A 20,343-nucleotide genomic window follows, 5' to 3' on the forward strand; every position below is an offset into this window, starting at 1 on the left:
GGCTCAGCGCTGGGGCTCCAGGGCCTCGGCGCCGTCGACCAGCGCACGCGCGAAGGCCGCCGCGTCGAAGGGAATGAGATCGTCGATGCCCTCGCCGATGCCGATGTAGCGCACCGGCAGTGCCAGCCGCTTGGCCAGCGCCAGCAGGATGCCGCCGCGCGCGGTGCCGTCGAGCTTGGTTACCGCCACGCCGGTCAGGCCCAGTGCCTCGTGGAATTGCACGGCCTGCGCCAGGCCGTTTCCGCCCTGCGTGCCGTCCAGCACCAGCAGGCTCTCGTGCGGGGCGTAGGGGTCGTGCTTCTGGATGACGCGCTTGACCTTGCGCAGCTCCTCCATCAGATGCGATTGCGTGTGCAGGCGGCCGGCGGTGTCGGCGATGATCAGATCGACGCCGCGGCTGTCGGCGGAGGTGATGGCGTCGAAGATGACGCTGGCCGGATCGGCGCCTTCGCGCTGCGCGACGATGGGCACGTCGACGCGCTGCGCCCACTCCTTGAGTTGTTCGGTGGCCGCGGCGCGGAAGGTGTCGCCGGCGGCGATCATGACCTTGCGACCCTGTGCCTTGTAGCGCGCGGCCAGCTTGCCGATGGTGGTGGTCTTGCCGGCGCCGTTGATGCCGACGACGAAGAGGATGTAGGGCCGAATGAAGTCCGGAATCTCCAGCGGCTCCTCCACCGGTTGCAGCCATTCGGTGATCAGTGCGCACAGCCGCTCGCGCAGTTCCTCGGCGTTGCGCACCCGGCTGGCCTGCACATCCGCGCGCAGCTTGTCGATCAGCCATTCGGTGGCCTCGACGCCGGCATCGGCGCCGAGCAGACGCATCTCGATCTCTTCGAGCGCGTCTTCGCCCAGTTTCTCGCTGGTAAAGAGGCGGTTGATGTCGTAAGTCAGCCAGGAGTCGCCCCGGTTGAGCTTGGCGCGCATGCGCCGGATCAGGCTTTCGTCGCTCATGGCCTCGATGCGTCGGGTGTCTGCAGCAGCAGCAGGCCGGGGTCCGGCCCCCTGCTGTCTCGGGGAATGCGCTCTGCCGCGATCCAGCGCCTGCGCGTGTCCGGGATTCCGGCCAGCCAGTCGTCGGGCGGCAGCGCCACCGCCTCAGTGTAGGGCAGTCGCAGCAGCCCCAGCACGCGCCGCTCGCCGAGGCGACTCAGGCTGCCCAACCACAGTGGAGTGCCGTCCACCGTGGCCGGCGCCCGCCACAGCCGCAGAATGATGCGCGTACCGGGGGTGCGCGCCGGATGCTGGAACATTGCCTGCGGCGCCTGCAGACCGAGCGGCTGCGGCGGCACGGGCAGGACTCCGGTGGGCGTGCTGGCGGCGAGTGTACGCAGCGCGCTATCGGGCGCGAACGCCGGTGCGGTCGACCAGCCCGCGGCGCGCAGCGCGGCGTCGCGCACCTCGGCCTCGGCGCGCCATTGCAGCACCAGCGGCTCGCCGCTGCCGCGACCTTCCTGTCGCGCCAGCGGCAGCCGTTGCCACGCCTCGGCCCACCATTGCTCGGTAGTCAGCGGCTCGGATACTTTCCTGTCGGGGAGCGGCAGCGGTGCCGGTTCCAGAACCACCACGGCGACGACAAAGCTCATCGCTATCGGTGGCAGGAAGCGGCGCGCCGGAACCGGCTGGATGCGATGTCGTCGGTAACCGATGCCAAGCGTCAGCATCCAGAGCACGCCGAGGCCCAGCGCGCCGGCGGCGATGGAGAGCCACTGCTGTCCCAGATAGAGCTGTGCGGCTACGATCAGGCCGGGAACGGTAACGGCCATCCGGTAGTAGATGAGGTTGCGGTCGGCACCGTGCGGGCGTGCCAGCAGCAGCGGAAGCAGCCCGTAGACCACGCAGGTCAGCACCAGATCCGCGCCGCCGTAACTGCGTGCGGTCACGCCGGTGTAGTAGTCGACCGGTGTGCCGACGCGCAAGCCCTGCGCCAGCCCCAGCGCGATGACCCCGCCGAAGGCCAGCGCTGCCAGGGCATGGGCCGCAGCGCGGCCGCGGCGGAGGGCGAGCAGTGTGATGATGGCGGCCGTGGCGCTGGCGAGCATCACCGGCGTGTCCCCCAGGTGCGCGATCCAGCGCGCGATCTCCAGGCCCCAGGGTGTATGCAGCGCTGTCATCTGTCGGTGCGCCAGCATGTCCATGGCCAGCGGCATGTCGCGTGCTACGCCCCAGCTCGCCAGCAGGCCGAGCCACCCCAGTGCCAGCAGCAGCAGCGCGATCAGCAGCAGCGCCGGGGTTTCCGGATAACGCGGATCGGCCAGCCAGCGCGGCAGCCAGCCCAGCCGCCGGTGACGCGCCGACCAGGCCAGCAGGCCGTGCAGCCAGCGCTCGGCGTGGAAGCCGCAGAGGCGGACCACGACGTTGGCCAGCCAGAACAGCCCGGTGGCCAGCACGATCGTGCCCAGCAGCAGCAGCACCAGCCGGGTGCCGACCTCGGCAGCCAGCTGCAGGGAGGCACCGATGGCCACGCCGGGCAGGATGTAGAGCGCCGCCCACAGCGGGCAGGAGACGGCCAGCACCAGGCCGAAGCGCAGCAGCGGCATGTTGGCGGCGCCGGCGATCATCGGCCCGATGGGGCGCGTCGGCCCGACGATACGGGCGACGAGAAGCGCCAACACGCCGCGGCGCCGAAAGAAGGCGCGCGTGCGCGCCACGCTGTCGGCGAAGCGCGTCATGCGCGGATGCGCCACCCAGCGGTCCAGATAGCGCCGGCCCAGCCAGAAGTTCAGAGCGTCGCCGGCCGCTGCTCCGAGCGTGGCCGCGATCAGCGTTGGCCACAACGGCAGCGCATCGATGGAGATCAGCGCCCCGATACCCAGAAGCAGCAGATAGCTTGGTACCAGAAAGCCGAGCAGCAGTAGTGCGTCGAAGAAGCTCGCGAAGGCGATGAAGGCGATCGCCCATCCCGGATAGCGGGCGATCGCCTCCAGCAGCGGCTCCAGCGTTTCCACGCGCGCGGGCCGCCTGTCGCCTCAGCCTAGCTGCGCGAAGACCCGGTCGGCAGCTTCCAGGGTCTGATCGAGCTCGGCCTGGCCGTGGGCGGCCGAGGCGAATCCGGCTTCGAAGGCCGAGGGCGCGAAGTAGACGCCGCGCTCCAGCATGCCGTGGAAGAAGCGCGCAAAGCGTTGTCCGTCGCAGGCCACCATGTCCTGGTAGCCCGAGATGGACGCGGCATTGGTGAAATAGAGGCCGAACATCGCACCCAGATTCTGCGCCAGGAAGGGCACCTTGTGACGCCTGGCGGCAGCCTGCAGCCCCTCGCAGAGCCGACGCGCGTGCTCGGATGCGCAGGCGTGCACGCCGTCGTCGATGGCGCGCAGCGTTGCCAGGCCGGCGGCAGTCGCCAGCGGGCTGCCCGACAGCGTGCCGGCCTGATAGACCGGACCTTCCGGGCTGAGCATGTCCATCACGGCGGCGCGCCCGCCGAAGGCGCCCACCGGCATGCCGCCGCCGACGATCTTGCCCAGCGCGGTGAGATCCGGGGTGACGCCGTAGAGCGCCTGGGCGCCGCCGGGATGCACGCGGAATCCGGTCATGACCTCGTCGAAGATCAGCAGCGCGCCCTGCTCGTCGCAGATGCTGCGCAGCCCCTCCAGGAAGCCCGGCGCCGGCGGCACCATGTTCATGTTGCCGGCCACCGGCTCGACGATGACGCAGCCGATGGCGCCGGGGTTCTGGGCGAAGGCCTCGCGCACGCTGTCCAGATCGTTGTAGGTCGCCGTGCGCGTGTGCTTGGCAATGTCGGCCGGGATGCCGGGCGAGGAAGGCTCGCCGAAGGTCAGCGCGCCGGAGCCAGCCTTGACCAGCAGGCTGTCGGAATGCCCGTGATAGCAGCCCTCGAACTTCAGCACGCCGTCGCGCCCGCTGGCCGCGCGCGCCAGGCGTACCGCCGACATCGTTGCCTCGGTGCCCGAGCTGTTCAGGCGCAGCTTCTCCATGCTCGGCACCCGTTCGCGGATCAGCTCGGCCATCTCCACCTCGGCCTCGGTGGGGGCGCCGAAGCTGATGCCGCGGCCGGCCTGCGCCTGCACGGCCTGTACCACGTCGGGGTGGCCGTGGCCGAGCAGCATCGGCCCCCAGGAGCCGATGTAGTCGATGTAGCGGTTGCCGTCGACATCGGTCATCCAGGCGCCTTCGGCGGTCTCGATGAAGCGTGGCGTGCCGCCAACGGCACGGAAGGCGCGTACCGGCGAGTTGACGCCGCCGGGGATGGTGGCGCGGGCGCGCTCGAAAAGGCTCTCGGAACGACTCATGCGGGAGATCCTTTCTGATTCGGGAAATGGAATGCGGCAGTGTATGCGGCTGCCGCGGCGCCGACATCCTCGGCGTCGAAGACGCCGGCCACCGCCGCGATCAGATCGGCGCCGGCGGCCACCACCGCGGGCGCGTTCCCGGGCGTGATGCCGCCGATGGCGCAGAGCGGCAGGCGCGTGGCCGCGCGCGCCGCGCGCAGATCGGCCAGCGTTGCGCCCGGGGCGTCGGGCTTGGTGGTGGAGGCGAAGAGCCGGCCCACCGCCACGTAATCGGCACCGGCCGCCGCGCCGGCGCGCACGCGCGCCACATCCGGACCGCAGGACACCCCGATGATCGCGCCCGCGCCCAGCAGCTCGCGCGCGGCATCGACGCCGGCGTCGGAGCGACCCAGATGCACGCCGTCGGCGCCCACCGCCGCCGCAAGCTCCGGCGCGTCGTTGACGATGAAGCGCGCGCCGGCGGCGCGACACAGCCGAGCCAGCATTTCGGCACGCGTCTGGCGCTGCGGCGCGCTCGCCTGCTTGTCGCGGTACTGGATCATGACCGCGCCGCCCTGCAGCGCCGCTGTCACGGCCGCACGCAGGCGCGCCTCGTCGGCGCAGACGGCGGCCGAGGTGATGGCATAGAGGCCGCGCGGCACGCTCATGGCGTCAAGCGTGTGCGCGCCGGACTCGGCCGGCCACCGCCGATGACCTTGGGCGCGGCCAGCCATTCGTGCACCTGGGCGGTGGCCGTGTCGATGGCCGTGGCCGGCTCGCGGCCCTGGGCCAGCAGCGCGGCGATGCTGGAAGCCAGCGTGCAGCCGGCGCCGTGGTAATCCTGCGCCAGCCGTGGCCGGTGCAGGCTGCGCAGCGCGCCGGCGTGCCAGTGCCAGTCCACGGCCTCGGCGGCATCGCGCTCGTCGCCGCCGGTCACGAGTACATGCGCGCAGCCGGTCTCGCCAAGGCGGGTGGCTGCAGCTTCCAGGCTTTGCTCGCCGGAGAGCAGGCGCGCCTCGGCGGCGTTGGGCGTCATCACCGTCGCCAGCGGCGCCAGCCGGGCCAGCAACGCCTGCGCCACCGGCTGGGCGGCCAGCTCGGCGCCGCCGCCGGCGCGCAGCACCGTATCCAGTACCACAGGCACCGCCAGCCGCTCGATCCAGTCCGCGATGACGGTCACCTGCTCGACGCTGCCGATGACGCCCAGCTTGATGGCATCGATGCGGCAGTCCGCGGCCAGATGCTGGATCTGGGCGTTCAGCCAGTCGGCCTCCAGGGCCTGTGCGCCGTGGACATTGTCGGTGTCCTGCAGGGTCAGCACGGTGAGCGCCCCCAGAGCGTGTGCGCCGAAGGCGCTGCAGGCCTCGATGTCGGCGTGAATACCCGCGCCGCCGCTGGGATCATGGCCCGCGATGCAGAGCACCGTGGCGGGATGTTGCGGTGCAATATTCATGGCCGCCTTATGCACAAGCTCGGGGCAGGCGGTACGCGTCTTTTCCCGAAGGCCACGATTGCCGTCGGAATGTCAATAGCTGCAGCATAAGTTGCTGATTCATAATGATTGTGTCGCTTTGGTTATGTTTTAGCCGCTGAGGGAGCAGAGCCCGCATTGCGGCGCTTTCGACCATTTGAACAGACCTTTTTCACAGTTTTATCCACAGATGCTGTGAGAAAATCGGCTTTTCGCTTTAGTGGCGGTGGCTTAGCGCGCTTTTGCAGACTCAGCTTGCAAGCTGCCCGCTATCTTGCAGGATGTCGTGCTTCCCGCCGCGAAGCCGTTTCGGGGGCATTGTGCAGCAGGCGGGCGCCCCGCTACGGGGCGTGCAATGGTGATTCTGGTAGTGTATTCTCATTCGCAACAAGGGCCGGGCAGCGGTCCCGTCATCTACCGGCCGGCACCCGGCCGCATCCCGTGCAGGTGGTCATGCCAACAGCACTACTCCGGCGCGCCGGCGTTCTCACGGCGGCCGTGCTCTTTTTTCACGGCACGCTCTTCGCCCAGCAGCAGGATGTCGAGCGCAGCCTTGAGACGCAGTCCGCCGCCGAGGCGGCCGCGGCCGCCTCGCAGCAACGCATCGATGCCCTCGACGACGAAACGCGTCAGCTGTTGCAGCGTTACCGCGACACCTTGCGCGAGGCCGAGACGCTGGAGCGCTATAACGAGCGCGTCGCCAGGCTGGTCGACTCACAGGCATCCGAGATCACCGACAAGCGCGAGCAGCTCGCCGGTCTGGAGGAGACGCGCCGCAGCATCTACCCGCACATCGAGGATCTGCTCGCCACGCTGGAGCGCTTCGTGCGCCTGGACATGCCCTTCCTCCCTGACGAGCGCCGCAAGCGCCTCGACGAGTTGTCCGCGCTGATGGACCGCGCCAACGTCAGTGTCGCCGAGAAGTACCGCCGTCTGCTGGAGGCCTACCAGATTGAGTTGGAATACGGCCGCACCATCGAGGCCTACGAAGGCAGCCTCGCCAGCGACAATGGCGAGCGCAGCGTCACCTTCCTGCGCGTCGGCCGCGTGGCGCTGCTCTACCAGACCCGCGACGGCGCCGAGACCGGCTACTGGGACGCCGAGGCCGAGACCTTCGTGCGCGACGACGCCTACGCCGACGCCGTGCGCCGCGGCCTGCGCGTGGCGCGCAATCAGGCTGCACCGGAGCTGTTGCACGCCCCCGTGCGCCTTCCGGAGGCCAGCCAATGAAGCGCCTGCCTCTTCTGCCGCTGATCCTGGCCGGCCTCGTCGCGCTGCCCGCCGCCGCCCAGGAGCCGCCACCCGCCGATACCCTCGAAGCGCTGCTGGAGGACACCCGCGACGCCCGCGAGCGCGAGCGCGCGTTGCATCGTGAACGCGAGGCCGAGTTCCTCGACGAGAAGCAGCAGCAGCAGCAGCGCGTGCAGGAAGCCGAGGCACGTCTGGCCGAAGCCGAGGCCCGTTCGGAGGAATTGTCGGAGACCTTCGACGCCAACGAGCAAACGCTGAGCGAGCTGGAGACCCAGCTGCAGGCCGAATCCGGCGAGGTCGGCGAGCTCTTCGGTGTCTTCCGCCAGGTCGCCGGCGACGTCGGCGGCGTGCTCAACGACTCGATGATCGGCGGCCAGCACCGCGAGCGCGGCGCCTTCCTGGACAAAGCCGCCGAGAGCGAGGCGCTACCCTCCATCGAAACCCTGGAGAAGCTGCACTACGAAATCCTGCGCGAGATGACCGCCAGCGGCCGGGTCGCGCGCTTCGATGCACCGGTGGTTGCCGCCGACGGCGAGGTCGCCAGCAGCGAGGTGCTGCGCGTCGGCCCCTTCACGGCCCTCGGCGAGCAGGGCTTCCTCGGCTATCTGCCCGAATCGAATCGCTACTTCGTGCTCTCGCGCCAGCCCGGCGGCGATGCGCGCGGCATCGGCCGCAAGCTCTACGCGGCCGAAGGCGGCGGCATGCAGGAGGCGATCATCGACCCGACGCGCGGCTCGCTGCTGGCCACACTGGTGCAGCGTCCGACGCTGGGCGAGTACGTCGACTCCGGCGGCCTGGTCGGCCGCATCATCATAGGCTTGGCGCTGATCGGCCTGGGCATCGCCGCCTGGCGCGCCGTGGCGCTGCTGCGGCTGTCCGGCGCCGTGCGCCGTCAGCGCGGCGCCCTCGACCAGCCGCGCGACGACAACCCGCTGGGCCGCGTGCTGGCCGCCTACCGCGGCGATACCGACACCGAGACCATCGAGCTGCAGCTCGACGACGCCGTGCTGCGCGAGGTACCGGCCATCGAGCGCGGGCTGGGCTCCATCAAGGTGCTGGCCGCCGTCGGTCCGCTGCTGGGCCTGCTGGGCACCGTCACCGGCATGATCCTGACCTTCCAGCAGATCACCCTCTTCGGTACCGGCGATCCCAAGCTGATGGCCGACGGCATCTCGCAGGCGCTGGTCACCACCGTGCTCGGCCTGATCATGGCCATCCCGCTGGTGCTGCTGCACAGCGCCCTGCGCGCGCGCGCCGACGCGCTCATCCAGGTGCTGGAGGAGCAGAGCGCCGGCATGGTCGCCGAGCTGGCCGAGCAGCGGCGCACGTCATGACGCTGCTGGCCGACGCGCTGTCGCTGGAGGGCATCCGCCGCTTCATCGAAGCCGGCGGCCCCGTCGTGGCGGCACTTGTGCTGGTTGGTCTGCTGCTCTGGGCGCTGATCTTCGAGCGCGCCTTCTTCCATCTGCGCGCGCGGCGGCAGCTGCTCGCGGCCGTGCAGCAGCAGTGGGACGCGCGCAGCGATCAGGCGTCCTGGTACGCCCAGCGCACGCGCGAGCGCCTGATCTCCGAAGCGCGCCTGCGCATCCGCGGCAGCCTGCCGGTGATCAAGGCGCTGGTGGCGGCCTGCCCGATGATCGGATTGCTGGGTACCGTCACGGGCATGATCCAGGTCTTCGAGGTCATGGCCGCCCAGGGCACCGGCGACGCGCGCGCCATGGCCGGGGGTGTCTCGGCGGCGACGCTACCGACGCTTTCCGGCATGGTGCTGGCGCTGTCCGGCATCTATCCCGTCTCGCGCTTCGAGTATCTGCTCGAGCGCAGCACCCGCGCGCTGCGCGACCATATGCATCCGAACCCCGCATGAGCCGAAAGCGCCACCGCAGCCGCGAAGAGGATGCCGGCATCGACCTGACGCCGATGCTGGACATCGTCTTCATCATGCTCATCTTCTTCATCGTCACGACCTCCTTCGTCAAGGAGTCCGGCGTTGATGTCACGCGTCCGCAGGCCGAGACCAGCGAGCGCCAGGAACGCGGCAATATCCTGGTCGCCATCCGCGAGAATGGCGATATCTGGATCGACCGCCGGCAGGTGGATCTGCGCGCGGTGCGCGCCAACATCGAGCGCATGCACGCCGAGAATCCGGAAGGCGCGGTCGTCATCCAGGCCGACACCGACTCGCGCACCGGTCTGCTGGTGCGCGTCATGGATCAGGTGCGGCTGGCCGGCGTGTCGAATATCTCCATCGCCGCCGACGAGGCCGGTAGCGGCGGTTCCTGATGCGCGCGCTGGCTTCGCTGCTCGCTGCCGCCTTCGCCGTGTTGGGACTCTTCTGGGTCATGCAGTACCTGGTGCTGTCGGGCGATGACGCGGACGTCGACACCGAGCGCTACCAGGCCGTGGACTTCGTGCGCGTCGAGCGCGAGGAGCGCACGCAGCGCCGCGACCGCAGCAAGCCCGAGCCGCCGGAGCCCCCCGAGCGCCCGCCCGAGCCACCGCAGCCGCAGATGGACCGCCAGCCCGCCCCGGAGGCCGACGTCAGCCGCGTGCAGGCGCCGCGCCTGGCGCTGGGTGCCGATGTCGCCGGCGGGCCCTTCATCGGCAGCTATTCGCCCGGCGAAGGGGCGGGGCGGGGCGACTCGCAGCTGGTGCCGCTGGTGCGGCTGTCGCCGCGCTACCCGCGCAACGCTGCCCGCGACGGTGTCGAGGGCAAGGTGCGGTTGGAGGTCACCGTGCGTCCGGACGGCACCGTCAAGGAGGCGCGCGTGCTGGAGGCCGAGCCGCGCGGCTACTTCGAGGCCGCCGCCGTGGCCGCCGCGCGCCGCGGCCGTTTCAAGCCGCGCACGGTGGACGGCGAGCCGGTAGAGTCCACCGGTCAGTACACGATGATCTTCCGTCTCGAATGATCGTGCGTTGCCTTCCCCTCATCGCGCTGCTCGGTGGCCTGGCCTTCGGCATGCCGGTCGCCGCGCAGGACTGCGCCGGCGGTGATGACCCGCCGGGCCTGAGCGAGTCGGTATATCGCCAGCTCGAAAGCGCTTCCGAGGCCATCGAGGCCGGCGCGTCGGGCAAGGCCGTGGCGACGCTGGACAAGCTCGTCGACCGCGTCGACGGTTATGCGCGCGCCATTGCTTTGCAGACACGCGGCTACGCCCACGCTGAAGCGGGCAGCGACGCCAGGGCGCTGTCCGATTTCCGAGAAGCGCTGGCGATGGAAGCGCTGCCGCGCGAGCCGCAGCAGCAGCTGCGCTACAACACCGGCCAGCTGCAGATCGCCAGCGGCGAACTGGAAGGCGGCATCAGGACCATGCAGGAATACTTCGCCGCCGCCTGCGAGCCGCCGCCACCGCGTGCGCACATGCTGCTGGCCTCGGCCTATGCCGAGCAGGAGCGCTACCGGGATGCGCTCGATCAGGTCGAGCAGGCCGTCGCGCGCAGCGAGGGCGAGGTCGCCGAGAACTGGCTGCGCTTCAAGCTCGGCCTGCATTTCGAGCTCGCCGAGTACGGTGCCGCCGCCGAGGTGCTGAAGATTCTCATCGCCCGCGCACCGCGCGAGTCGCGCTACTGGCGCCAGCTCGTCGGGGCCTACTTCGAGGACGGCCAGCGGCGCCGCGCGCTGGCCGCGCAGGCGCTGAGCGAGCGTCTCGGCCTGCTCACCGAGCCGCGCGAGCTGCGCAATCTGGCTTCGCTGTATGAGGCGCTGGAGATCCCCTGGAAGGCGGCGCGCCTGCTGCGCGAGGCCCTCGACGACGGGCGGCTGCCGGGAAACGCCGAGGATCTGGAGCGGCTGGCCAACGCCTGGGTGGCGGCGCGCGAGTGGGCCGAAGCCGATTCCGCGCTGCTGGCCGCCGCCGAGGCTGCGCCGGACGCCAAGCTCTATCTGCGCCTGGGCCAGGTGCGCATGGAGCGCGGCCGCTGGGCGGAAGCCGTCAGCGCCTTCGAGCAGGCCGTCGCGCGCGGGCCGGAAGACGCCGGGCGCGTGCACTACCAGCTGGGCATCGCCGCCTGGCGCGCCGGCGACATCGCGCGTGCACGCAGCGCGCTCGAACGCGCCGCCGAGGACACCGCCCAGCGCGAGGCCGCGCGCCAGTGGCTGGACTACATCGCCCGCAGCGAGTCCGCCTGATGCGGCGCCGCCTGGCGGGGGTCGCGCTGCTGCTGGCAGGGCTGATCGCTACGCCGCTGGCGGCGCAGCAAGGCAACACCCTGCATCGCGGCAACGGCGCCGAACCCGAGACGCTGGACCCGCACCGTGCCACCAGCGTGGCCAGCAGCCATATCCTGCGCGATCTCTACGAGGGCCTGGTCACCCACGCCGCCGACGGTAGCCTGATCCCGGGTGCGGCCGAATCCTGGACGGTCAGCGATGGCGGCCTGCGCTGGGTCTTCGAGCTGCGCGCCGACGGCCGCTGGTCCAATGGCGAGCCGGTCACCGCGCAGGACTTCGTCGCCGGCCTGCGCCGCAGCATCGCGCCCGCCACCGGCTCCTACTACGCGCAGATGCTGGAGATCATCGAGAACGGCCCGGCGATTCTCGAAGGCAAAGCGGAGCCGCAGACGCTGGGCGTGCGCGCGCTGGACACGCATCGGCTGGAGATCCGGCTGGAAACGCCCGCGCCCTATCTGCCCGGCATGCTGACGCATCCGGCCACCTTCGCCGTCTACCAGCCGGCCATCGACGAATACGGCAAGGCCTTCGACCGGCCGGGCAGGCTGGTCAGCAACGGCGCCTACCAATTGGCGGAGCGCCGCCTGCAGTCGCACGTCACGCTGGCGCGCAATCCGCACTTCCACGACGCCGACAACGTGGCGCTGGAACGCGTCGTCTATCACAGCACCGAGGACGTCGATTCCGAGCTGTCGCGCTACCGCGCCGGCGAGCTGGACTGGACGGCCGACGTGCCGGTGACGCGCATGGAGTGGGTGCGCAACAACATCCCCGAGCAGTTCCACGCTCACCCCTATTTCGGCACCTACTACTACGGCTTCAACCTGGAGCGCCCGCCCTTCGAGGACGCGCCGGGCCTGCGCCGGGCGCTGGCCATGGTCATCGACCGCAGCCGCATCGCCGGGCGCATCGTCGGCACCGGCGAGCAGCCGGCCTTCGGCTTCGTGCCGCCCGGGCTGGAGGGTTACGAGGGTCAGCAGCCCGACTGGGCGGAGTGGTCGCTGGAGCGCCGCCGCGAGGAAGCCCGCCGGCTCTACCGCGAGGCGGGCTACTCCGAGGACGAGCCACTGGAGGTGGAGCTGCGCTACAACACGCAGGAGAACCACCGCCGCATCGCCATCGCCATCGCCTGGATGTGGCGCGAGCATCTGGGCGTGCGCACGCGGCTGATCAACGAGGAGTTCAAGGTCTTCCTGACCACGCGCCGCCTGAAGCAGGACACGCAGGTGTTCCGCGCCGGCTGGATCGGCGATTATCAGGACGCCTTCACCTTCCTGGAGATCCTGCATTCCAGCCACGGCCTCAACGACACCGGCTACGCCAGCGACGCCTTTGATGCGCATCTGCAGGCGGCCGCCGCGGAGGCCGACGCCGACGCGCGCGCCGAGCACCTGCAGGCCGCCGAGGCGCAGCTGCTGGAAGACCTGCCCGTGCTGCCCATCTACTTCTACACCAGCCGCCGCCTGGTCAAGCCGCATGTCGCCGGCTGGGAAGGCAACCTGATGGATGTGCACCCCACGCGCTTCATGCGCCTGACGCCGATCGTGACGCCATGATCGGGGTGGCTTTCCGTCGGCTCGCCGCGGCCGTGCCGACGTTGCTGGTGCTGGTCACCGCCGCCTTCTTCCTGATGCGCGCGGCCCCCGGCGGGCCCTTCGACGACGAGCGCGTCATGCCCGAGGAAATCCGCGCGCAGATCGAGGCCGCCTATCACCTCGACGAGCCGCTCTGGCGCCAGTACCTCATCTACATGGGCAATCTGGCGCAGGGCGATCTCGGGCCCTCCTTCCGCTACGAAGGGCGCACGGTCAACGAGCTGATCGGCGAGGGCCTGCCGGTGTCGCTGACCATCGGCGGCCTGGCACTGGCTCTGGCGCTGACGCTGGGCATCCTCGCCGGCACCACGGCAGCGCTGCGGCGAGGACGCGCCACCGACCATATCGTGATGGGCCTGTCGATGACCGGCATCTCCATCCCCAACTTCGTCATCGCGCCGCTGTTGATCCTGGGCTTTGCCGTGTATCTCGGCTGGCTTCCCGCCGGCGGCTGGGAAGGGGCGAGCTGGCGGCATCTGGTATTGCCGGTGATCGCGCTGGGGCTGCCGCAGGTGGCCTATGTCGCGCGCCTGCTCAGAGGCAGCCTGATCGAAGTCTTGTCCAGCGACTACATCCGCACCGCCCGCGCCAAGGGTCTTCCCGGACGCACCATCGTGCTGCGCCACGCGCTGCGTCCGGCGCTGCTGCCGGTGCTGTCCTATCTGGGGCCGGCCGCGGCGGCGCTGATCACCGGCTCGGTGGTCATGGAGCAGATCTTCGGCATCCCGGGGCTGGGCCGCCACTTCGTGCAGGGCGCGCTGAACCGCGACTACACGCTGGTGCTGGGGCTGGTGCTCTTCTACGGCGCGCTCATCATCGCCTTCAACTTCGTGGTCGACGTGCTCTACGGCGTGCTCGACCCGCGCGTGGGGCGGCCGACATGAGCGGCGCGACGATGGCCCCCGCGCTGCCGGTGCGCGCCGGACTGGGCAGGCTGGCGCGCCGGCATCCGGCGGCGCTGGTGGCGGCGGTTCTGCTGCTGCTCATTGCCGCGGCCTGCGTCGTCGGCCCCTGGTTGTTGCCGCACGAGCCCGCGGCGCTGGACTGGGACCACTTCAGCACACCGCCCGGCGTCGACCACGGCCACTATCTGGGCACCGACGCCATCGGCCGCGACATCCTTGCGCGCACGCTCTCCGGCGGGCGTCTGAGCCTGGCCGTGGGCCTGGCCGCGACGCTGGTGTCGCTGCTCATCGGCGTCACCTGGGGCGCGACGGCGGGCTATCTGGGCGGGCGCGTCGACGCGCTGATGATGCGCTTCGTCGATGTGCTCTACGCGCTGCCCTTCATGTTCTTCGTCATCCTGCTCATGGTCTTCTTCGGCCGGCATCTGCTGCTGATCTTCGTGGCCATCGGCGCCATCAACTGGCTGGACATGGCGCGCATCGTGCGCGGCCAGACCATCGCGCTGAAGAACCAGCCCTTCATCGACGCTGCGCGCGTCGGCGGCTCCAGCAGCGCGCGCATCATCATTCGCCACATCGTGCCCAACCTGCTGGGCGTGGTCGCCGTCTACGTCACGCTGACCATTCCGCAGGTCATCCTCTTCGAATCCTTCCTCAGCTTCCTCGGCCTGGGCGTGCAGGAGCCGCAGGCCAGCTGGGGCAGCCTCGTCAACGATGGCGCGCGCGAGATGGCGCAGGCGCCCTGGGCGTTGCTGGCGCCGGCCGGCATGCTGGCGCTGACCCTGTTCTGCTTCAATTTCCTGGGTGACGGCCTGCGCGATGCCCTCGACCCCAAGGACGACGATGGCCGATAGCGCGCCGCTGCTGGCCGTGCGCGATCTGCGCGTCACCCTCGGCAGCCGCGCCGAGCCGGTCTACGCGCTCGACGGCGTCGACCTGCAGCTGGCCGCCGGCGACAGCCTGGGCATTGTCGGTGAATCCGGCGCCGGCAAGTCGCAGCTGGCGCTGGCGCTGATGGGGCTGTCGGAGCGCCATGCCCGCGTGGAAGGGCAGATCCGCGTCGCCGGGCACGATCTGCTGGCCATGCCGGTCGCCCAGCGCCGTCACCTGCGCGGGCCAGTGATGGCGATGATCTTCCAGGACCCGATGCGCGCGCTGAATCCCTATCTGCGCGTCGGCACCCAGCTCACCGAGGCCATGGCCGCGCACGGCATCGCCCGCGGCAAGGCCGCGCGCGCCGAGGCCCTGCGGCTGCTGGAGCGCGTGCGCATCCCGCAGGCCGCCGAGCGCCTGCGCCAGTACCCGCACGAGCTCTCCGGCGGCATGCGCCAGCGCGTGATGATCGCCATGGCGCTGTCCTGCAAGCCGCAGCTGCTCATCGCCGACGAGGCCACCACGGCGCTGGATGTCACCGTGCAGGCCGGCATCCTGGCGCTGCTGGAGGAGCTGCGCCGCGAGGACGGGCTGGCACTGCTGATGATCTCGCACGACCTGGGCGTCATCGCGCAGAGCTGCGCACACACCCTGGTGCTCTACGCCGGTCGCGTCGCCGAGACCGGCCCCACGCAGGCCCTCATCGCGCACCCACACCACCCCTACAGCGACGGTCTGCTGCGCGCGCGCCCCAGTCTGGAGGCCCGGGCCGAGGCCGCGCTGCCCGCCATCCCCGGTGTGCCGCCGGACCCGCGCCAGCTGACCGAAGGCTGTGCCTTCGCGCCGCGCTGCCCGCGCGCGGACGCGAGCTGCCGGCGCCAGCCCCCGCTCACGGCAATGGGGGCGACGGCAGCGGCCTGCCATCATCCGCTCTAGCGCTTACGGCGGGGCTATTCCGCTGGAACCCATGCGGCTTTGCGCTGGTCCGAGAGACGATATTTCGCGGACGGACGATGGGTGATGCGCCCGGCATTGGTTGCGGCGCAGGCGGGCTCATTGCATTTCACGGGAGCGGTGTTGCCTCGCAGTTGCTTCTACATCCTGGTGGCATGCGTGCTGCTCACGGCTGGCTGTGCCAGCACTTCCGAGCGCGACGCCGACGGAAGCCTGACCGCGGACACAGCCCGCGGCCCCTATCTGCTGCGCAGTCGTGCGGAGCTGGAAGCGCGCGTGGTCGGCCCGGTCGCGCTGAACCTGGACAGCGCCCTGCCCGTGGTGCAGTCGCGCGAGGCCAGCCTGCTCGCCGGTGGCCTTGCGCTCGGTGAGGCGGACGGGCCGCTGAGCTACAGCGCCAGCTACGCACTGAGCCCTGGCGACATCGTTCACGCCGGACAATCGCCATTTGCGGCCCCGCCCAGCGGGCTCGGCGAACAGCGCATCAATCAGCAAGCCATGCTGAAGCTGCCGGAGCTGGCGGGCGCACCGCTGGCGCTGGGCTACTCGCGGTCCAGCGCCGACCGCTGGACCACCGACGACGCCTACGAGCAGCATCGGCAGGTCGCCAGCCTGCGCTGGGCGCCGGAGTTTGCGGAGTTCGATCTGCGCTGGGCCGGGCCGGGAAGCGGCTTCAGCGATCCCGATCTCGCCCTGGACTGCGACATCACCGGCGACCTGCAGCTGCCCCTGGCCGCGGTTGATCGCAGCGGTAACAGCTATCTGCAGCTGAGCGGGCGCGGCTGCGATGTCACCGGATCCGGAGCGCGCTTTTCGGATCTGGATGCCCAGACCTACGGGTTGGCGTATGGCTGGCAGCGGTCCGGTCGCGAAAGCCGCCTGGAGCTGGCCGCCATCGATCCGGTATGGGGTGGCGGGCAGACGCGCCAGCATGCCGACCCGAGCTATGAGCTGGGCCTGACCCAAACGCTTCGCCGCGAAGCGTGGTCGACCTCCTTCAAGGCCGCACGGCGCCAGCTTGCGTCGAGCGCCGGGGCGACGCGCCCGAAGCCCGTGCGCAGTGGATGACAAGCGCGAAGCTGACCCGCGAGCTGTCCGACTTTTCGGTATCGGCCAGCTGGGCGCATGGTCACGATCCGCAGTGGTTCGCGCCCGAGTCCGGTGCGCCCAGCGATCGTCTCGGCCTCGCCATGAACTTCTCGCGCTGGGCGCAGACGGTGGCCCCGCACTGGAACCCGAATCTTTCGCTTAGCTGGCGCTGGGAGCGCGACCGCGCGGCCGAGACTGCCCCCGGCGTCGAGCAGGCGCTGCGACTGGATCTATCGGCCTACTGGTGAGCTGGCGACGGGGCTGCTTGTCGCTGTAGCACAGTCGTGCTACAAATACGCCATGGCCAGTGAGACGAAGACCACAACCCTGCGCATCCGCCCCGAGCTGCGCGCGCGCATCAACGAGCTGGCAGCGGCCGAGGGCATCAGCCCGCACAGCTTCATGCTCGGCGCCATCGAGCAGTGTGCGCAGAGCGCCGAGCACCGGCAGCGCATGCACGCCGAAGCTGAGCAGCGGATGCGCCGGATCGCCCAGACCGGGGATGTCCTCGACTGGGCCGAGATGAAGGAGTATCTGGAATCGCGGGCCGAAGGCCGCGAGGCGACTCCGCCGCAGAGCCGGAAGCTGTCCAGCGACTGAGATGTCCCGGATCGTCCTCGCTCCGGAGATCGCGGAGGATTTCGACCGCATCCTCGACCACCTGTTGGCCAAGGAGGCGGAAGACCCGCGTGCGCGGATTCGCGCCATTGTTCGCGGAATCGACGTTCTTGCCGACAACCCTCTCATTGGCAGACCCACGAGTGGCGTCTCCCGCGAACTGATCATCGGGCGCGGCAATCAGGGATACATCGCCCTCTACAGCTATGACGAGATCCTGGACATCGTCTTCGTGACCGCCATCCGCAGCCAGCGCGAAGCCGGTTATCGCTCCGACAGCTGAGCCCGCGTCAGCGCCCGGCCAGGGTGGGCCGCAGAGCAGCCTCTGCTGCACCACGAAACCGGGACATGACTTCGGCAGATACCTCCGGTAGCCTCGACAGAAGCCGACAGGGTGCACGGGGGTAGGGCATGAGCGCGAAGGGACAGCCCATCGTTCTGGCGACGGATTTCTCCGAGCCCGCGCGGAACGCGCTGGACCACGCCGCCGTGCTGGCGCGCGAGGCCGGCGCCGACATCCACGCCCTGCACATCAACCTCGTTACCGCCGCTCTCGCTGGCGAAGAGGACCTGCCCGGCCAGCAGGAGTTCGCCGAAGCCCTGGGCAAGGCCGCCGGCAAATCCCTGGACGAGCTGCCCTGGCCGGACGATATCCGCGTGCAGAACATCGTGCGCGACGACTTCTCGCCGGCGCACGGCATCCTCAGCTACGCCGAGGAGCTGAACGCCGCCATGATCGTGCTCGGCACGCACGGCCGCACCGGCCTGTCCGCCCTGATGGGCAGCGTCGCCTCGCAGGTCACCCGCGGCGCGCACATTCCGGTGCTGGTCACCGGTGACGAGGAAGGGCACCACGCCCACCCCGAAGGCATCCGCCAGGTGCTCACCGCCACCGACCTGTCCGAGGAATCCGTACCCGGCGTGCGCCACGCCGCGCGCTTCGCCCGCGAGCACGGCGCCCGGCTGCTCGTCGTCCATGCCATGGAGCCGCAGTACCGGCCGCCCTATGCCAGCGCCGTCACGCAGAGCACCACCGACCTGGAGCTTGCCCAGAACGCGCTGGCCGAATTCCTGGACGCGATCGGCCTGCCGCTGGAGGACGTGCAGCAGGAAGTCGACATCGGTCCGCCCGACGAAGTCATCGCGACGGTTGCCAAGCGCGAGACGACCGACCTCATAGTCATCTCGCCGCACACGCGCTCCGCCATCACCCACTTCTTCCTGGGCAGCACATCGGACCGCGTGCTGCGCACCGCCCCGTGCCCGGTGCTCATCTACCGCGAGCCATCCGACCACCGCTAGCGGTGCCCAGCCCGAATCGCAACCGGCGTACCCATGCGAGCAAAGCCACCCACCACCGCGCAGGAGCCGCCGAAGTGCAACCAAGAATCAGCATGCTTACCCTCGGCGTCCGCGACCTGGAGCGCTCCGTGCGCTTCTACGAGCAGGGCCTCGGCTTCCCGCGCATGGAATCCCCGCCGGAAGTCGCCTTCTTCCCCCTCAACGGCAGCTGGCTCGCCCTCTTCGGCCGCGAATCCCTGGCCGAGGATGCCGGCATCTCCGCAGAAGGCAGCGGCTTCGCCGGCATCACCATCGCCCACAACGTCGAATCCGAAGTCGCCGTCGACGCCGTCATCGACCAGGCCGTTACCGCCGGCGCCCGTCTGGTCAAGCCCGCCCAGAAAGTCTTCTGGGGCGGCTACTCCGGCTACTTCGCCGACCCCGACGACTACCTAGTCGTCCCTGAAGATTCCCTCATGAGGCCGCGTCCGGCGTCATAGCCGTGCGGTTCGGCAGGGTGAGCGGCAGTAACGCGGCCAGGATTTGGGCCCAAAAAGCGATGATCCAGCGCATCAGCCACCGTAGGTTGTAGCCGGCAGCGGCCAGCACCGGGTTCATGGCATCGCCGAGCGCGCCCTTGAGGTGGCAGCGTCGCATGCGGTTCTCTTCCTTGAGGTGCCCGATGGTGGGTTCTACGGCCTGTCGGCGTTTGAGCAGGCGTTTCTGGCTGGGTGTCAGGGTCTTGGGCTTGCCGCGATGGATGACGGCGACGCCTTCAGGTTGGCGACCGCGATAGCCGAGGTCGACGATGGCGGTGGTTGGTGGGATGCCGGTGAGGATTTCGGTCTGTTCCAGATGCTCGGCCAGGGTGTCGCCGTCATAGGGATTGCCGGGGAAGCTGCGGGCGCCGACGATGAGGCCTTGCTTCGCGGTGATGGCGATGCCGGCCTTGACGCCGAACTCGTAGGGCTGGCGGGCCTTGCCCTTGCCAATGCACTCGACTTCCGGGGCGTGCAGGGCGTAGAGCTTGTGCTTGTCTTTCTTCTGCTGGCTGCGGATGCGCTCGGCGCGCGTCAGCAGGGTGGCGAGCTTCTGCTGTTGCTCGGTGGTGGCCTTGCGCTGGATATCGCGGATCAGCCGGCCAACGAGGGTGCGCTGCTTGCCCAACACGCGCCGCAGGCGCTTGTACTGCTTGGCATGCGCGTAGCCGCCGGCGCGGCGGCGCAGGCTGGGGCCGATGCGGGCGTAGCTTTGCCGCAGGCCGATGCCTTCTGCCTGGGCGGCTTGGACGAGCTTGCCTCGGGCAATCTCCAGCAGGCGGCTGTCGGTGGGATAAGCCACGGCCTTCTCCTGCACGGTGCTGTCGATGACCACGCGTTCCAGATCCCGAGGCCGGATGGCCTTCATGGCCTTGGCGGCTTCGATGGTCTGGGCCAGCAGCTCTTCGACACCGGCTTCGCCGAGGCGCTGGCGGAAGCGGGTCAATGAGGAGGGGTCGCAGGGCAAGGTGGTCTGAAAGTAGACCTCGCCGCAGAAGTGCTGCCAGTAGGGATTCTCCAGCCAGCGGGCACAGACCTGTTCGTCGGACAGGTTGTAGGCGTGCTTGAGATACAGCAGGCCGACAACCAGGCGCATGGGCAGCGCCGGGCGGCCCGCACCGGCCGGCTCCGGTGGCAGCACGCCGGAGAGCCGCTCGGCGATGGCCTCCCACGGCATCTTCTCGGCCAGCTTCACCAGCGGGTGCTCATTCCCGATCATCTGATCGAGCCGCGCCCGAAACAGATCGTCGCTTCGTCCTTCGGGGCCTTCGCAGGCCGCAGGCTTGTGGCGCATCAGCAGGCGTCCAAGTTTTGCAAGGTTTCGAGGCCCATTATCGCCGTTGCTGGCGATTTCGGAAAGCAGAAATCTC

At 69.9% G+C, this 20,343-nt stretch carries 22 protein-coding genes; 16 read left to right on the forward strand and 6 right to left on the reverse strand.

Features of this window, described 5'->3' with window-relative positions; translation table 11 throughout:
- Positions 1–3 precede the first annotated feature (3 nt).
- The 5 genes from ftsY to thiD are packed head-to-tail and all read right to left on the reverse strand — an operon-like array spanning position 4 to position 5,679.
- Positions 4–951, reverse strand: a complete 948-nt coding sequence (ftsY, locus tag U743_RS01115) for a signal recognition particle-docking protein FtsY (RefSeq protein ID WP_043764853.1) — start codon at positions 949–951, stop codon at positions 4–6.
- Positions 948–2,945, reverse strand: coding sequence for a VTT domain-containing protein (locus U743_RS01120; protein WP_043764855.1), 1,998 nt, complete (start codon positions 2,943–2,945; stop codon positions 948–950). The genes ftsY and U743_RS01120 overlap by 4 nt, the downstream gene beginning before the upstream one ends.
- Before the next feature lie 21 nt (positions 2,946–2,966).
- On the reverse strand, positions 2,967–4,247 hold the full coding sequence (gene hemL / locus U743_RS01125) for a glutamate-1-semialdehyde 2,1-aminomutase (protein WP_043764857.1): 1,281 nt from the start codon (positions 4,245–4,247) through the stop codon (positions 2,967–2,969).
- Complete coding sequence (gene thiE, locus U743_RS01130) at positions 4,244–4,894, reverse strand: thiamine phosphate synthase (RefSeq protein WP_043764861.1); 651 nt, start codon at positions 4,892–4,894, stop codon at positions 4,244–4,246. Before thiE ends, hemL begins: the two co-directional genes overlap by 4 nt.
- Positions 4,891–5,679 (reverse strand): bifunctional hydroxymethylpyrimidine kinase/phosphomethylpyrimidine kinase, encoded by a 789-nt coding sequence (thiD, locus tag U743_RS01135; RefSeq protein WP_043764863.1) that lies wholly within the window; start codon positions 5,677–5,679, stop codon positions 4,891–4,893. The genes thiE and thiD overlap by 4 nt, the downstream gene beginning before the upstream one ends.
- A 471-nt stretch (positions 5,680–6,150) precedes the next feature.
- On the opposite strand from thiD, the gene U743_RS01140 reads away from it, so the two are divergent.
- The 16 genes from U743_RS01140 (at position 6,151) to U743_RS01215 (ending at position 18,934) form a co-directional block, all read left to right on the forward strand.
- The gene (locus U743_RS01140) at positions 6,151–6,927 is read left to right on the forward strand and encodes a DUF3450 domain-containing protein (protein WP_043770579.1); all 777 of its coding nucleotides are present in this window, start codon (positions 6,151–6,153) and stop codon (positions 6,925–6,927) included.
- Positions 6,924–8,282, forward strand: a complete 1,359-nt coding sequence (locus U743_RS01145) for a MotA/TolQ/ExbB proton channel family protein (protein WP_043764865.1) — start codon at positions 6,924–6,926, stop codon at positions 8,280–8,282. Before U743_RS01140 ends, U743_RS01145 begins: the two co-directional genes overlap by 4 nt.
- Positions 8,279–8,815 carry a MotA/TolQ/ExbB proton channel family protein gene (locus tag U743_RS01150; protein WP_043764867.1) on the forward strand — a complete coding sequence of 179 codons (537 nt, stop codon included), beginning with the start codon at positions 8,279–8,281 and terminating at the stop codon, positions 8,813–8,815. The genes U743_RS01145 and U743_RS01150 overlap by 4 nt, the downstream gene beginning before the upstream one ends.
- On the forward strand, positions 8,812–9,231 hold the full coding sequence (locus U743_RS01155; protein WP_043764869.1) for an ExbD/TolR family protein: 420 nt from the start codon (positions 8,812–8,814) through the stop codon (positions 9,229–9,231). Before U743_RS01150 ends, U743_RS01155 begins: the two co-directional genes overlap by 4 nt.
- Positions 9,231–9,857 carry an energy transducer TonB gene (locus U743_RS01160; protein ID WP_052367383.1) on the forward strand — a complete coding sequence of 209 codons (627 nt, stop codon included), beginning with the start codon at positions 9,231–9,233 and terminating at the stop codon, positions 9,855–9,857. Before U743_RS01155 ends, U743_RS01160 begins: the two co-directional genes overlap by 1 nt.
- Before the next feature lie 2 nt (positions 9,858–9,859).
- Entirely contained in the window at positions 9,860–11,077 is a 1,218-nt protein-coding gene (locus tag U743_RS01165; RefSeq protein ID WP_198021870.1) for a tetratricopeptide repeat protein, read from the forward strand.
- Entirely contained in the window at positions 11,077–12,675 is a 1,599-nt protein-coding gene (locus U743_RS01170) for a peptide ABC transporter substrate-binding protein (protein WP_043764876.1), read from the forward strand. The genes U743_RS01165 and U743_RS01170 overlap by 1 nt, the downstream gene beginning before the upstream one ends.
- A complete protein-coding gene (gene oppB, locus U743_RS01175; protein WP_043764878.1) occupies positions 12,672–13,598 on the forward strand; it encodes an oligopeptide ABC transporter permease OppB in 927 nt (308 codons plus the stop codon). Before U743_RS01170 ends, oppB begins: the two co-directional genes overlap by 4 nt.
- Positions 13,595–14,473 (forward strand): ABC transporter permease subunit, encoded by an 879-nt coding sequence (locus tag U743_RS01180; RefSeq protein WP_232226690.1) that lies wholly within the window; start codon positions 13,595–13,597, stop codon positions 14,471–14,473. The genes oppB and U743_RS01180 overlap by 4 nt, the downstream gene beginning before the upstream one ends.
- Positions 14,463–15,428, forward strand: a complete 966-nt coding sequence (locus U743_RS01185; protein ID WP_198021871.1) for an ABC transporter ATP-binding protein — start codon at positions 14,463–14,465, stop codon at positions 15,426–15,428. Before U743_RS01180 ends, U743_RS01185 begins: the two co-directional genes overlap by 11 nt.
- 84 nt (positions 15,429–15,512) lie before the next feature.
- Positions 15,513–16,514: a hypothetical protein gene (locus tag U743_RS01190; RefSeq protein WP_156966291.1), complete on the forward strand. Its 1,002-nt coding sequence runs from the start codon at positions 15,513–15,515 to the stop codon at positions 16,512–16,514.
- Complete coding sequence (locus tag U743_RS01195) at positions 16,511–16,783, forward strand: hypothetical protein (RefSeq protein WP_043764881.1); 273 nt, start codon at positions 16,511–16,513, stop codon at positions 16,781–16,783. Before U743_RS01190 ends, U743_RS01195 begins: the two co-directional genes overlap by 4 nt.
- Before the next feature lie 52 nt (positions 16,784–16,835).
- Positions 16,836–17,135 carry a CopG family ribbon-helix-helix protein gene (locus tag U743_RS01200; RefSeq protein ID WP_043764882.1) on the forward strand — a complete coding sequence of 100 codons (300 nt, stop codon included), beginning with the start codon at positions 16,836–16,838 and terminating at the stop codon, positions 17,133–17,135.
- Position 17,136: 1 nt separating this feature from the next.
- On the forward strand, positions 17,137–17,436 hold the full coding sequence (locus tag U743_RS01205; RefSeq protein WP_043764884.1) for a type II toxin-antitoxin system RelE/ParE family toxin: 300 nt from the start codon (positions 17,137–17,139) through the stop codon (positions 17,434–17,436).
- A 128-nt stretch (positions 17,437–17,564) separates the two neighbouring features.
- On the forward strand, positions 17,565–18,455 hold the full coding sequence (locus U743_RS01210; protein ID WP_043764886.1) for a universal stress protein: 891 nt from the start codon (positions 17,565–17,567) through the stop codon (positions 18,453–18,455).
- Positions 18,456–18,529: 74 nt separating this feature from the next.
- Positions 18,530–18,934 (forward strand): VOC family protein, encoded by a 405-nt coding sequence (locus U743_RS01215; protein WP_052367385.1) that lies wholly within the window; start codon positions 18,530–18,532, stop codon positions 18,932–18,934.
- Here U743_RS01215 and U743_RS01220 read toward each other — a convergent pair.
- Entirely contained in the window at positions 18,909–20,267 is a 1,359-nt protein-coding gene (locus U743_RS01220) for an IS5 family transposase (protein ID WP_052367386.1), read from the reverse strand. The genes U743_RS01215 and U743_RS01220 overlap by 26 nt on opposite strands.
- Positions 20,268–20,343: the final 76 nt, after the last annotated feature.

This window comes from Algiphilus aromaticivorans DG1253, from assembly GCF_000733765.1.
GTDB classification, from domain to species: Bacteria; Pseudomonadota; Gammaproteobacteria; order Nevskiales; family Nevskiaceae; genus Algiphilus; species Algiphilus aromaticivorans.